Origin of the sequence: Chlamydia gallinacea 08-1274/3 (genome assembly GCF_000471025.2) — a bacterium.
In the GTDB taxonomy this organism is placed as follows: Bacteria; Chlamydiota; Chlamydiia; order Chlamydiales; family Chlamydiaceae; genus Chlamydia; species Chlamydia gallinacea.
In genome coordinates, this window is sequence record NZ_CP015840.1 from 82,953 (window position 1) to 95,425 (window position 12,473).

Here is a 12,473-nt window from a genome sequence, read left to right on the forward strand (position 1 = left end):
TTAACATTCTTCTTAGTTCTTCTCTAATTTCTGATGAATACAGGAAATAACACCAGAGAGAGCCGAATTCATAATTCCAACAACATGAGACATTGGAGCAGCTAATACTCCCACAAATTGCTGCCTGAGCTCTTTCATTGACGGTAATTTAGCTATAGCCTCTACTTCTTTTCCAGATAAAGAGGCATTGTCAATACGTCCAGCAAGAAAAACCAATGAATCTTCGTGTTGTTTATTAAAATCTAACACTTGTTTTGCTGCTGAAACTGGATCATCGTAAGAAAATACAACACCTAAATGTCCGTTTGTGTCAGAAAAGTCTATATCAAAGCCCGCATTTTCTATAGCTTTGAAAAAAATGCGCTTTTTTAATACTTCAAATTCGGCAGAAACCCCAGAAAGGGTATTACGAAATTCCCTAGAATGCGCCGCTGTAAATCCAAAATACCTTAATAAAATAAAACCTTGGGATGCCGAGACTTTTTCCTCTATCTCTTGAAGGAGTAATTTCTTTTCTTCTTTCATTTTCCCTCTCGAATTAAGACGCCATTAATTCCCTAGTATCTATAGAAATGCCAGGCCCCATAGTTGAGGAAACAGTAAACGATACTAAATACTGTCCCTTAGATGTGGGCGGCTTAGCTTTAATTAGGGCCGAGCATAATGCCTCAATATTTTCCTTAATATGCAAACTATCAAATGAAAGCTTACCAACACCGGCATTACATACACCAGCACGATCCGCCTTAAACTCTATTTTCCCCTTACGCAATTCTGTAATTGCTTTAGAAACATCTGTTGTTACTGTGCCAGCTTTGGGTGTTGGCATAAGATTTCTAGGGCCTAAAACTTTTCCAAGCTTACCTACTTCTCGCATCATATCAGGAGTAGCCACAGCAACATTAAAATCTACCCAACCACCCCGAATCTTCTCTACAAGATCATTACTGCCAACAAAATCCGCCCCTGCATTCATAGCCTCTTGAGCTTTCTCTCCAGCAGCAAACACAAGAATTTTTAAAGTTTTACCTGTGCCATGAGGCAAAGAAACAGATCCACGAATTTGTTGATCACTTTTTTTGACATCTATACCTAACTTTACAGACACATCAACAGTCTGATCAAACTTGACTTTAGGACACTGCTTTAAAATATCTATAGCTTCTTCTAAAGAATACAATTTTGCAAAATCATATTTTTTTAAGATGCCTTGTATACGCTTTCCATGTTTTGTCATAATTATGCGACTCTTTAATTTACTCGACGTCTATTCCCATACTTCGGGCCGTTCCTTCCACCATACGTTTCGCGGAATCTAAACTAATAACATCCATATCTTTCATTTTTTGTTCAGCAATAAGCTGTACTTGCTCCTGAGTTAACTTTCCAACCTTATTTCTATTCGGAATTTTTGATCCGGATTCTAAATTCAAAATTTTCTTAATCAAAGAAGACACAGGAGGCTGTTTAGTTATAAAGGAAAAAGTTTTATCCGAATAAACAGTAATCACTACTGGTAATAAATCCCCTGGACGATTCTGCGTGGCCGCATTAAATTCCTTACAGAATCCCATAATATTTACACCCGCAGCTCCTAAAGCCGGTCCTATTGGCGGAGCTGGGTTTGCTTTTCCCGCAGGAATTTGCAATTTAATTAATTTAATTACTTTTTTATTCGACATACTAACTAAACCTTATTCTATCTTGACTCTCTCCTCTGAAATATTCAGAGAGGAAACGAAAAACTAAAATTATAAGAAGATGAGAAATAAGAATACATAAAATTCCTCATTCTTGCCCAACAGCAACTTCTTCTACCTGCCAAAATTCTAAATCATCAACGCGAGTTTCTCTTCCAAAGATAGAGACCATAACGCTCAAACGTCCCTTATCATAAAATACTTCAGAAACTACTCCAATAAAGTTAACGAAAACACCATCATTAATTTTAACTCTAGAGCCGACCTCAAATTTATGCTTCTGAACAACACCTGCTTTCTTTTCTTCAATATCTTTCAAAATATTTCTTACCTCATCTTCAGATAAGGCTACAGGTGTTCCTCCCCCCAAAAACTCAACGACTCCAGGAGTATTCTTTACATACAGCCAAGATTCATCTGTTAAGTGCATTTTCACTAACAAATATCCCGGCCAAATCAGCTTCTCTACGACCTTGCACTCGCCTTTTTTTACATCCATAACATTTTCTATAGGCAAGACGATCTCTTGTATAAAATCAGCCATTCCGGAAGATTCTTTAAAATCTTCTAAAGATTTTTTTACCTTCTTTTCTTGTGCTGTAAAAACTTGAACAACATACCACTTAAACATGCAATTAACCAAATAAAAAGCTTGTTATACTGCCTAACCAGGAAAGTAGTTTACGCAAAATCAGATCTATACAATATATGGAAAAGCCAAAACTGAAAATACTCGCCACAACAATTTTCACATACCTTTTTAGATCGCGCTTATTCACCCATTCAATTTTTTTAATCTCATCTAGAAAGCCTGTTTGCACTAACTTTTTGGCTTTAATAATTTTTTTTGAGATAGTCTCTTGATGGTTACGTTGTTTCATAAACGAATTTCTAGATCAAAAAATTAAGTCTATTACGGGTGCGAAGGGAGTCGAACCCCCGACCGGCGGCTTTGGAGGCCACTGCTCTACCAACTAAGCTACACACCCAAAAAAGCATGATCAAAACAGCAAACTATCTTAATCATGCTTATGCTCACCCAAAACTAGGCAATAATACTTGAAATCGTTCCAGCACCGATCGTACGACCACCTTCACGAATAGCAAATCTCATTCCTTCTTCTAACGCTACAGGACTAATTAATTGCACTTCAAACTCAACATTATCCCCAGGCATCACCATTTCCACACCTTCAGGCAATGTCACAACGCCCGTAACATCCGTGGTACGGAAAAAGAACTGTGGCCGATAACCACTGAAGAAAGGTTTATGGCGTCCGCCCTCTTCTTTCTGCAAAACATAAACAGCACACTTAAACTGTGTGTGTGGCTTTACACTATTGGGCTGGCAAACAACCATACCGCGCTCAACGTCTGTCTTACCAATACCTCTTAACAAAAGACCAACGTTCTCTCCAGCACGCCCCTCGGGAAGTTCTTTTCTAAACATTTCCACTCCGGTAACAATGGTTTCTTTTGTTTCCCCCAAACCAACAATTTGCACTTTATCAGATACTTTGACAACACCTCTTTCGATACGCCCAGTAACTACTGTACCCCGACCAGAAATAGAAAATACATCTTCAATAGGCATGAGGAACGGCTTATCTATTTCCCTCTCCGGAGTAGGTATATTGTCATCTACAGCCTGCATTAATTCACGAACTTTCTCAATATAGCTAGCATCCCCCTCCAGAGCTTTCAAAGCAGATCCGCGGATAATAGGACACCCTTTGTAACCTTTTTCTTCTAAAAGCTCTGACAACTCCATTTCAACCAAGTCAACAAGCTCCGCATCTTCTTGAGAAATCATGTCAATTTTATTCAAGAAAACAACAATATAAGGCACACCCACTTGTCTTGCTAAAAGAATGTGTTCTTTTGTTTGAGGCATAGCACCATCAGTCGCAGAAACAACAAGAATAGCCCCATCCATTTGCGCAGCACCAGTAATCATGTTTTTAACATAGTCAGCATGCCCTGGACAATCTACGTGAGCGTAATGACGATTGGGAGTTTCGTACTCAACATGAGAGGCATTGATCGTAATTCCCCTAGCTTTTTCTTCGGGAGTATTGTCAATAGAACTATAATCACGAAAATCAGCAAGTCCGTCTCCCGATAACGCACGTGTGATAGCAGCTGTTAACGTAGTTTTACCGTGGTCAACGTGTCCAATGGTCCCTATGTTAATGTGGGGCTTACTACGTTGAAAAGTTTCTTTTGACATCTCAGAATCCTCATTAAAATTAGTTTTACTCCAACCATTGCTTCTGCCCAGAATAGGAATTGAACCTACGACCGCTTGCTTACCATGCAAGTGCTCTACCACTGAGCTATCTGGGCTTATTCTTAACTTTTACAACGGCTCAGGGAGTTGCCTAGTCTATGTCACTTATTTTAAAACATCAACAGAAAATAATTAACGATGCCTATACACAACCCTTGCTTTTGTGAGATCATATGCTGACATTTCTACAGTAACACGATCTCCAACAAGCAAACGAATATTGCTCATACGCATTTTACCGCATAAATGAGCTGTGACAACTACACTGTTCTCAAGCAATATTTTGAAGTGCATGCCAGGAAGGAGTTCTTGCACTCTACCTTCAAGCACAATAGTATCTTCTTTTTTTGCCATGTATTTATTATCCCTAAACCACAATCCTTATTGGCCAAAAGCACCTGTAAACCACGGCAACCCATACTAGCTGGCTAGCCTTCACAAGGTACGCACAAAGTAAAATAGAATTCCTATCCACTCACCCATTAAATGCAACAAAATTATATTCAGTATAAAGAAAAAGTCAATTCTCTTTCATAAGAATACTTTAATTTATAAAAATAAATTGCTCGCATCTACTGAAGAAAAAAATTAGCATATTATTTACAACTAATATCTATTTTTTTACCATAATATCTACTTTAATTATCTTGATAAATTAGAATGACATCCCCCCTTTCCTCTGGTCTCATCTCTTCAAATTCAGGGAGTGCTTACTTGCAACATCCCCTGTATACACAGCATGTAGAGCATAGTTTCTTAGAAAGACACGGCCTGACACTATCTTCTCAGAAGCCTTTATCTTCTTTGAAGATTCTTCCTTACCAAACCTCACCAAAGACATGTAGAGATCATGTACGTTCTATAGGGGAAAAAATTAGCCTATTTCTTCGAGATAACTGGAAGTATATTTTATTAAACATTCTTGCGTGGGCGATTATACTTGCCTGTCACCATACTGTAGCCGCAACTTTAACTATATGGTTGGGCATTGGTTTAGGGGCTGGTGTTATCTTTGGTATTTTTACATCTACTGCATTGGATCGTCAGAATGCATATAAAAATATTAATAGCATATGGAATCTGATGAATTATGGCCTACAACAACTTGACCCTAACGGCACACGTCAGATTCTTTTAGCTACAATTGTTGCTTCTATTTCCTCTTTAATTTATGCCATTCCCCAGGCTGTTGGGTTTGCCTTCGGAGCAACAATAGGAAACCAAATAAGTATTCTGACGATCTATGGATTACGTTTGGGGAAAGGAAGCTCAGGAGAAAAGCAAGAAGCTTTTAAAAAAAATATAGTGAATATTCAGAATGTTGTTAACTACTATCAATTGATTAAAAACCAAATGATTATGCAAAAACAAATTGCTGAAATTGCCAAACATCAAAACAATGAAGCACTTATTAATGCTCTACATACATTGCAGTTACAGATGAACTCCCCTCTACCCTATGTATTTGATATTTTCTATCGGGGATATGAAGATCAGCTACACTTCAGTAATCCTGACTTAGTTATTGCCACTGCTAACCAACGGATTCTTACTTTATCACAAGTGCTATCAAATCTGCGTCAAGAGCCTAATCTTATTATTGAGGGTTAACATTGGAACTCGTACATTCCCATACCTCTTGTTTAGAAAAACAAAATCGCATTTCTCAATTTTTGTTGGCTGAGCCATTGCATCCCGATACCCTATACGCCTCTATACTTAAAATTGGAGCTCGTCCTAGGGAATTCGATACAAGTAAAATAAGCAAAAAGAACCTTGTATTAGGCTGCCAAAGCGATCTTTACCTCTATGAAACTTATCAAAAAGGACGTCTCTTTTTCTTCACTCATACTGAAGCCTTGATTTCTTCTGGAATCGCTGCAATATTTACGGAAATTTATTCCGGAGAACTTCCAGAAACAGTTTTGACGTGCAAACCCGTTTTCTTTGATAAGTTAAGTCAGTATCTATCTCTTGGAAGAAGAGCGGGAGGAGAAGCTTTATATATGCGTATGAAACAAATTTCTATACGCTATTTAAAATCGCCTACGCCTTCCTTTTAGAATAAAAATGGATATCACTTGCCTGAGAGAAGCTGATATGCTAGCATATGTATTCTTAAGTTTTGGGGCAGTAGCTCAGCGGTTAGAGCCGCGGACTCATAACCCGTTGGTCACAGGTTCGAATCCTGTCTGCCCCATTTTTATAAAATTATCTTTTTGAACTTCCTTTACTCCCTTTTATCTACGGCTATAAATTATAAAAATTAGCCAGCTTTCTTAAAAAATCCTACAACGTGTTTTCCTTGGATTACAAGAAGGATTTTTATAAGCTCTCCAGGAATAAATGGAAGTGCGCCCAACTTTAATCCTTGTGCGATGCTTAAGGTAGGCGTTGCTCCTGTAAGATAAAAATAGCAAGCAAGCCCCAAAGTACCGCATACTAAAATAATACTTGCTCCTATACATAGGATTATAGCTAACTTAAAATTACTGTTACCATACCGATGATGAAGGGAGGATATGCAAGCTACTGCTAAAGGAAAAGCATACAAATATCCTGCTGTAGGGCCAAAAAAACTTGCAATTCCCCAATAAGAATTACAAAAGACAGGAAGAACCAATCCTCCTAAAAAATAAGTAAGCACACTACCCACAGCTACTATAGGAGAGGTCAAAACCCCTAAGCAGTAAATTCCCAAAGTTTGAAAAGTAATAGGAACGGGAGTAAAGGGTAGAGTCACAGTAATTTTCGCTAATAATGTCAGAAAAAGCGCCCCCTCAAACATGTAAAGTAATGAATGTTTAAACCTCTCAGCCACTAAGAATTTTTGTTCTAAACAACAACCCATATTCCCTCCACGAATGGTTATTACCGAAATTTCGAAATATTTCAATTTATGCGAATTCCAGCAAACTACTTCGCATAATAAACAACTCTAATCAAGATAGAACAAAAGTTCTTCTTTCTCCAAAATATACCCTTAGGTCTACGTAACAACAATGAAGAAGGCTAGGGTAGAGAATCCACACTACTTCCTTCATTTAGAGATAGAAAATAGAGTTCAATAGGAAAATAACCTAGAACAATAATCCCTATGAAAATCGACGCAAGATCATATCCTGAGTATATTTTTCTCGTTTCTGAGCAATCTCTTTAGCCATTTTTTCCTTTTGCCAAGCAAGAAGGTCTTTTTTAAATTCTAGTTCTTTTTCTCTTAACTCTAGTTCCCTATAAGCATATTCCCTTCCTTTAGCCTGGTTATGTTCTTGCCATAGTCTGACAATTCCCTCTAGTTTTTGTAATAAAGCATCGTAGGAAATCTCTGAATCTATTAGCTCATCAGAAGATACCTGCAAGCAGGCAAGAATTTCGTCACATGTCTGTAAAAGTTCTCTTCCTGAATTTGAAGATTTTATAAATTCTACAATTTCTAAAGAATTTGCAAAATTTACATTTTGACATGCCTCTAGAAAATCCCGATATAATTCTTGTCCTCTCTCTAAAAAAACTTCGAATAACTCGTCAAGCCGTGTAGTTATATCCCCCTGAACGCCTTCCCTAACTGAAATGTGCATCTCCTCTTCTTTAGTCTGGGCAGCATCTTCAGTGAAAATTGGGGAACATAGTGAAAGTATACATATTAAGTTATAAATAAAAAATCCTTTAACCATACATACTCTTTTGGAATTAATTCACATTAGCTGACTAAAAAAATAAAATTATAGAATACAAAAATTAAAGATAAAAACTCATCATTAAAAAAATAATGTTTTATAAACAAACAGCCAAGTTGCGGATTTTATGTGACTAGCTAATGCCACGATAAACTCAAAATTATTCATGAGCCTTTGGAGATTGCACTTCTTCCCATTTTACTGGAATAGATCGTTGCGATTTACTTGTAGGATGTGTTGTACAACAACATAACAAATGTAATATGCATGAAGCCATAAGATAAAACAAAAAAAACCACATAAGAACACTATGTAAAACAAACATAGACAACCGCCGCGTTATTCCTATTTTAGATAGCAATCTATACACACGATTAAAAAAGAAAATTTCGAGTAAGAAATGTAGAAAATGCAACTTGCAAATCACAGATGGCAATTTTTTAACTGAATCGTGTGTAAAAAGAGATCGCCAAGGTGGTGAAAAAAGAATCTGAGTAGGCCGATACATGAGATCAATTTAGATAGAATACAATCCGTGCACTCAAAAAAAATGAATTGCAAATCATTTAAAATCAACAAGAAAAACTGCGCATAACTATTCTTACATGCGATAAGGAATTATATAGAAAGACATACTTTCGACCATAAAGTCATTCTTTTTACAATTTTTGATATGGAATGCTGGTAATGAAAATCCTGTTTAGATAAGGGTAAACGTAAAGAAAAGTGGCTTATTTCTCTCATGTAAGCAAGAAGAGCTTTAATTGCTATAGGATTGGTTGTTTGATTCAACCAGTGACAAGTTTCTTCCCACAATAGAGACCGCAAAGGATCCCCACAATCCTTCACATAATCTTTGGCTTCTTTAGGCCAACCATTTGATAAAACAGAAATCAAACCATGCGCTCCTGCAACGCACATCTGTGGCCATAAACTATCATCCCCACAATACAGTGTACACTTAGTATCTATAGAAGCATACTCACGAAATGTTGCTATTGATCTTCCTGAATCTTTGATTCCTAAAAAACAGGGATGTTGAGCTAAAGCTTTTACAGTTTCTACATATAGAGGAGTTCCTGCTCTTGAAGGAATGTTATATAAAATTGCAGGCCGATTTGCCCTATTCAATAAAGATTCAAACCATAAGGTTTGTCCATGAATACCTGGATTTGCATATACAGGACTTGTCATTAAAAACCCTGTAATAGGATAGTCACAACACCAGGATATCCATTCATAGGCCTCATACAAAGAAACCCCAGAAACTCCAATAATCAGAGGTACAGTTAAGTTACAATTACAAGCAAAAGCTACAATGTCTTTTTTTTCCTGAATTGTGAGTGCGAGACTTTCTCCTGTACTGCCTAAAAGAATGATTCCATTCTCCTCTTTCTCCTGACGAAACAGCAAATTTTTTAAGCTAGCAAAATCTATCATCCCATTAGGGAAAAATGGGGTAACACATGCGGTAAGTAATTGCATCCTCACTCCTAGGCTACAGAGTCCTGTTTAACATAAACATTATGCAATTGTTCTACAATATTTCCCGCTAGGTTTTCGGGTACAGCCAAACTCAAAGTAGTACTACTTTGAAAATAGCAACATACAGGAAAAGGATAATTACGAAACTTATTGGTTACTTCTGTGACAATTTGAGTAGAAATTACTCCCGAACCAATCATCGTAATAAGAGCCAAATCATGGAGGATTTGTACAGATCCAAGATGAGATAATTGTTTATACAAATCACAGATAACACTTTCAGGCACTTCATCATTATCGGTAATAAAGGATATCGTAGCGTTTTGGGATGTAATCAAGTCAGGAAGAATGGGATAAGCCTCTAATACATGCAAAATCTCATCCAAACTTATAGTTGCGAGTACACAATCTATAGACCATAGACACTGGTTCTGACGTAGGGATAGAGCAATCACACGAGTTTCATAATCCGTAGTTTTATCTGTAGCATAAATGCGGCTTCCCCCTTTAGTTATATCAAACGTAGAGGTAACAAAAATCGGAATTCCTGCACGTATACAAGGAGATAGCATGGAAGGATAAAGAATCTTAGCTCCAAACCTAGCTAAATGGTGCATTTCTTCAAAACTTAGCTCAGGAATGAGTTGAGCATCTTTAATAATCCTCGGATCCATGGTATAGACGCCATTGACATCCGTATAAATATGAACTTCATTTGCCTGACTAATTTCTGCAATTAAAGCTCCAGTATAATCACTACCACCTCTACCTAATAACGTTGTTTCCCCTAAAGAATTCGCTCCCAGAAACCCCTGGGTAATGTAACTTTTCTCTAAAGATAAATTCAATTGGTCCCAATTATCTCGCATTCTAACAATATCTGGAGCAGCACGATCATACGAAACATTATCGGTTAATATCACCCGACGTGCTTCTAAAAACTCTATAAAAAACCCTTTCTTATGACAAAATGCGTGGAATAAAGATGCTGATACATCTTCACCCAGAGCAAGAATCTCAGCGCGATCTTTAAGACTAATCTCTTGCTTATCTGCGTAGGAATAAAGTTTATCCACCCAAGAATCTAAGGAAAATGTTAATTGTAATTCCGCAACAATTTCTCGATGTCTTTGTTCAAAATCCCTAATAATCTCCTCGCGATTTCGTCTCGGAACTGAACAAAATGTGTCTAGTAAATCTGTAATGCCAGCTATGGCACTAACAACAATAAAACGGGGTTGGTTTGCAAAGACAATATCGTATACTTTTCGAATACTTTCTGCTGTTGCTAAACTTGTCCCACCAAATTTATATACTACTGGGAGCATGTATATTCTCCAGAGTATTGACGATAAAAAGTATGTATATTTGCCAATAAAGCTCCAGCAGCACCTCGAACAAGATTATGTATTAGCACGTTCATTTTGATGATTTTCTTATTTCCACCATAAGTAATGGGCCCAATATGAACACGCATGTCATCGTGATGCAAATCCTTCCTTGGCTGAGGATGCCAAGGAGAACTATGTAGTACATAGGTCTCAGGAAATTTTTGATTTCTCTTATGATAGCATTGATGAATTTCCTGAATATCTACAGAGTGCTGCAAAATTACATGAAGGGTTAACATATGCCCAAACACTACGGGAACACGATGTACCGTAACAGATAGGGAAAATTCTGCGGGTGTATGAGAAGTTCCCAAAATCTTGAGAGTTTCTCGAATAATTTTTTCTTCCTCTCCGGGGATATGAGGAACTAAATTACCTAAAAGATCCATTGACGCTACCCCCGGGTAGCCAGCACCACTAGCAGATTGCAATGTAACAACATGTACATGATCTATACCGAATATTCGTAAAGGAGATAGCGCTAAGGCTATGCCAGAAACGCAACAATTAGAATTAGTAATTATTCTCCCCGAAAAAGGTTGTTGATGTAGCAGTTGAAGATGTTCGCTATTAACTTCGGGAATTAGAATAGGAACTTGCGGATGCATTCTAAAAGCAGATGCATTAGAGAAAACCAACTTTCCCTGGGCTAAACAGTAGGTTTCTAATTCTTTTGCGGGTTTTTCTGGTAAAAAAGAAACAACAACATCCGCGGCAATTTCTTCAACATGACAAAAAGATAAATGCTTTATGCTCTCAGGCATGGGTCCCAAAGCTTCCTGCCAAAAGCATGCCGAGCTATACTTTTGGTTATGCTTAGCTTCAGAAGCAACAACCTCAGTGATATTCCAAGGAAACCATCTAGGCAAAAGAGCTACAAATTTTTGCGCGACAAGTCCAGTAGCTCCTAAAATAGCTAAGTGCATCGGTTATGCCTCCTGAAATCATACCCATCACAGATAATGAATAAGCGCGCATTAACAATGACACAGAGTACAGAAAAAGACTCTTTCATTCAAAAATCGAAGAACCCTTAGGAGCAACATTTTAATAATCGATTTGTTTTTTAAGCAAGCACTGTTCTTTTATATAAGATCTCTTAACCCCGAATCAATTCCATAATATCCTGGACATGGCGATTCTATACGCAACCAATCTAAAATACGTAATACTCCCTGAGCAAAGACATCTCTGGAAAATACTGTGTGGCGTATAGTAATTTGTTCTTGGCTACTCACAAAAGCAACTTCATGCTCACCAGGAATATTCCCTACACGCGATGCATGTAATTCAATTATATTTTCCTGGTTCCCTTGTTTCCCAATACAATATTCTTGCTGCCATACTTCATGTTTCACTTGACAAAGCGTAGTTGCTAAATCCCATGCCGTTCCTGAAATAGGTTCTTTTTTTCCTCGATGATGAATTTCCGTAATACGCATATCGTAACTGTTATCCAAAATCTTTGCTAGAGCTACAGACAAACGCTTTTGCATATAAGCTCCTAAACTTGTATTTGGACAAACTACAATAGGGACATATTGAGCAAGGGTGCTGAGTTTATTTTCTATAACAGATGGGGAAGGGTGTGTTGTTCCAAAAATACAAGGTTTCGCCTTGATCAACAAATTATCAAGCAATTCTTCTGTAAGCTCGGAAGAAGAAAAATCAACAAGAACATCACTATTTTCTATAACAAAAGACAACTGATGAGGACTTGACCTAGAAAACCCGGGACCTACAGTATAAGAAGGTTGTGTAGATAATAGGGTTCGAATTAACACCCCCATTCTTCCTGTATCTCCAATGATACCCACACGCATATATTTAAAAACACATGAATTCAAATTCTATCGTTTCTGTTTCAAAAGGTACTTCTCCCTCCTTGACAAAAACTGATTGCCCTAATACAATCCCCTTCCTTTTATTT

15 protein-coding genes and 3 tRNA genes are annotated in these 12,473 nt (G+C 37.3%); 3 read left to right on the forward strand and 15 right to left on the reverse strand.

Annotation, left to right across the window (positions count from 1 at the left end; genetic code table 11):
* Nucleotides 1–12: 12 nt before the first annotated feature.
* The 9 genes from rplJ to infA form a co-directional block, all read right to left on the reverse strand.
* The gene (rplJ, locus tag M787_RS00330; protein WP_021828482.1) at nucleotides 13–525 is read right to left on the reverse strand and encodes a 50S ribosomal protein L10; all 513 of its coding nucleotides are present in this window, start codon (nucleotides 523–525) and stop codon (nucleotides 13–15) included.
* 13 nt (nucleotides 526–538) lie between these two features.
* Nucleotides 539–1,237 carry a 50S ribosomal protein L1 gene (gene rplA / locus M787_RS00335; protein ID WP_021828483.1) on the reverse strand — a complete coding sequence of 233 codons (699 nt, stop codon included), beginning with the start codon at nucleotides 1,235–1,237 and terminating at the stop codon, nucleotides 539–541.
* Nucleotides 1,238–1,256: 19 nt separating this feature from the next.
* Nucleotides 1,257–1,682: a 50S ribosomal protein L11 gene (gene rplK, locus M787_RS00340; protein WP_021828484.1), complete on the reverse strand. Its 426-nt coding sequence runs from the start codon at nucleotides 1,680–1,682 to the stop codon at nucleotides 1,257–1,259.
* A gap of 106 nt (nucleotides 1,683–1,788) precedes the next feature.
* Nucleotides 1,789–2,331 carry a transcription termination/antitermination protein NusG gene (gene nusG, locus M787_RS00345; protein ID WP_021828485.1) on the reverse strand — a complete coding sequence of 181 codons (543 nt, stop codon included), beginning with the start codon at nucleotides 2,329–2,331 and terminating at the stop codon, nucleotides 1,789–1,791.
* Between the two features lie 4 nt (nucleotides 2,332–2,335).
* Nucleotides 2,336–2,581: a preprotein translocase subunit SecE gene (secE, locus tag M787_RS00350; protein WP_021828486.1), complete on the reverse strand. Its 246-nt coding sequence runs from the start codon at nucleotides 2,579–2,581 to the stop codon at nucleotides 2,336–2,338.
* A gap of 35 nt (nucleotides 2,582–2,616) precedes the next feature.
* Nucleotides 2,617–2,689 (reverse strand) — tRNA-Trp (locus tag M787_RS00355).
* Between the two features lie 56 nt (nucleotides 2,690–2,745).
* Complete coding sequence (tuf, locus tag M787_RS00360) at nucleotides 2,746–3,930, reverse strand: elongation factor Tu (RefSeq protein ID WP_021828487.1); 1,185 nt, start codon at nucleotides 3,928–3,930, stop codon at nucleotides 2,746–2,748.
* Nucleotides 3,931–3,974: 44 nt separating this feature from the next.
* Nucleotides 3,975–4,046, reverse strand: a tRNA-Thr gene (locus M787_RS00365).
* Between the two features lie 76 nt (nucleotides 4,047–4,122).
* Complete coding sequence (gene infA, locus M787_RS00370; protein WP_021828488.1) at nucleotides 4,123–4,344, reverse strand: translation initiation factor IF-1; 222 nt, start codon at nucleotides 4,342–4,344, stop codon at nucleotides 4,123–4,125.
* A 306-nt stretch (nucleotides 4,345–4,650) separates the two neighbouring features.
* Between infA and M787_RS00375 the strand changes: the two genes are divergently transcribed.
* The 3 genes from M787_RS00375 to M787_RS00385 all read left to right on the forward strand — a co-directional run bounded on the left by M787_RS00375 (nucleotide 4,651) and on the right by M787_RS00385 (nucleotide 6,190).
* The gene (locus M787_RS00375; protein WP_021828489.1) at nucleotides 4,651–5,601 is read left to right on the forward strand and encodes a hypothetical protein; all 951 of its coding nucleotides are present in this window, start codon (nucleotides 4,651–4,653) and stop codon (nucleotides 5,599–5,601) included.
* 2 nt (nucleotides 5,602–5,603) lie between these two features.
* Nucleotides 5,604–6,053: a SufE family protein gene (locus M787_RS00380; RefSeq protein ID WP_021828490.1), complete on the forward strand. Its 450-nt coding sequence runs from the start codon at nucleotides 5,604–5,606 to the stop codon at nucleotides 6,051–6,053.
* A 64-nt stretch (nucleotides 6,054–6,117) separates the two neighbouring features.
* Nucleotides 6,118–6,190 (forward strand) — tRNA-Ile (locus M787_RS00385).
* A gap of 66 nt (nucleotides 6,191–6,256) precedes the next feature.
* Here M787_RS00385 and M787_RS00390 read toward each other — a convergent pair.
* From M787_RS00390 to M787_RS00415, 6 genes are all read right to left on the reverse strand, one after another.
* The gene (locus M787_RS00390; protein WP_021828491.1) at nucleotides 6,257–6,841 is read right to left on the reverse strand and encodes a biotin transporter BioY; all 585 of its coding nucleotides are present in this window, start codon (nucleotides 6,839–6,841) and stop codon (nucleotides 6,257–6,259) included.
* A gap of 244 nt (nucleotides 6,842–7,085) precedes the next feature.
* A complete protein-coding gene (locus M787_RS00395; RefSeq protein WP_021828492.1) occupies nucleotides 7,086–7,664 on the reverse strand; it encodes a hypothetical protein in 579 nt (192 codons plus the stop codon).
* A 621-nt stretch (nucleotides 7,665–8,285) separates the two neighbouring features.
* Nucleotides 8,286–9,152 (reverse strand): 4-hydroxy-tetrahydrodipicolinate synthase, encoded by an 867-nt coding sequence (dapA, locus tag M787_RS00400; protein ID WP_021828494.1) that lies wholly within the window; start codon nucleotides 9,150–9,152, stop codon nucleotides 8,286–8,288.
* Between the two features lie 8 nt (nucleotides 9,153–9,160).
* A complete protein-coding gene (locus tag M787_RS00405) occupies nucleotides 9,161–10,480 on the reverse strand; it encodes an aspartate kinase (RefSeq protein ID WP_021828495.1) in 1,320 nt (439 codons plus the stop codon).
* Nucleotides 10,468–11,469 carry an aspartate-semialdehyde dehydrogenase gene (asd, locus tag M787_RS00410; RefSeq protein WP_021828496.1) on the reverse strand — a complete coding sequence of 334 codons (1,002 nt, stop codon included), beginning with the start codon at nucleotides 11,467–11,469 and terminating at the stop codon, nucleotides 10,468–10,470. The genes M787_RS00405 and asd overlap by 13 nt, the downstream gene beginning before the upstream one ends.
* A 159-nt stretch (nucleotides 11,470–11,628) precedes the next feature.
* Nucleotides 11,629–12,366, reverse strand: coding sequence for a 4-hydroxy-tetrahydrodipicolinate reductase (locus M787_RS00415; RefSeq protein ID WP_021828497.1), 738 nt, complete (start codon nucleotides 12,364–12,366; stop codon nucleotides 11,629–11,631).
* Nucleotides 12,367–12,473 lie beyond the last annotated feature (107 nt).

Coding starts and splice junctions, on each gene's coding strand:
- rplK (WP_021828484.1), bottom strand. CDS start 1,682: ATGTCGAATAAAAAAGTAATTAAATTAATTAAATTGCAAATTCCTGCG.
- nusG (WP_021828485.1), bottom strand. CDS start 2,331: ATGTTTAAGTGGTATGTTGTTCAAGTTTTTACAGCACAAGAAAAGAAG.
- infA (WP_021828488.1), bottom strand. CDS start 4,344: ATGGCAAAAAAAGAAGATACTATTGTGCTTGAAGGTAGAGTGCAAGAA.
- M787_RS00375 (WP_021828489.1), top strand. CDS start 4,651: ATGACATCCCCCCTTTCCTCTGGTCTCATCTCTTCAAATTCAGGGAGT.
- tuf (WP_021828487.1), bottom strand. CDS start 3,930: ATGTCAAAAGAAACTTTTCAACGTAGTAAGCCCCACATTAACATAGGG.
- dapA (WP_021828494.1), bottom strand. CDS start 9,152: ATGCAATTACTTACCGCATGTGTTACCCCATTTTTCCCTAATGGGATG.
- asd (WP_021828496.1), bottom strand. CDS start 11,469: ATGCACTTAGCTATTTTAGGAGCTACTGGACTTGTCGCGCAAAAATTT.
- M787_RS00415 (WP_021828497.1), bottom strand. CDS start 12,366: ATGCGTGTGGGTATCATTGGAGATACAGGAAGAATGGGGGTGTTAATT.
- secE (WP_021828486.1), bottom strand. CDS start 2,581: ATGAAACAACGTAACCATCAAGAGACTATCTCAAAAAAAATTATTAAA.
- rplJ (WP_021828482.1), bottom strand. CDS start 525: ATGAAAGAAGAAAAGAAATTACTCCTTCAAGAGATAGAGGAAAAAGTC.
- M787_RS00405 (WP_021828495.1), bottom strand. CDS start 10,480: ATGCTCCCAGTAGTATATAAATTTGGTGGGACAAGTTTAGCAACAGCA.
- rplA (WP_021828483.1), bottom strand. CDS start 1,237: ATGACAAAACATGGAAAGCGTATACAAGGCATCTTAAAAAAATATGAT.
- M787_RS00390 (WP_021828491.1), bottom strand. CDS start 6,841: ATGGGTTGTTGTTTAGAACAAAAATTCTTAGTGGCTGAGAGGTTTAAA.
- M787_RS00395 (WP_021828492.1), bottom strand. CDS start 7,664: ATGGTTAAAGGATTTTTTATTTATAACTTAATATGTATACTTTCACTA.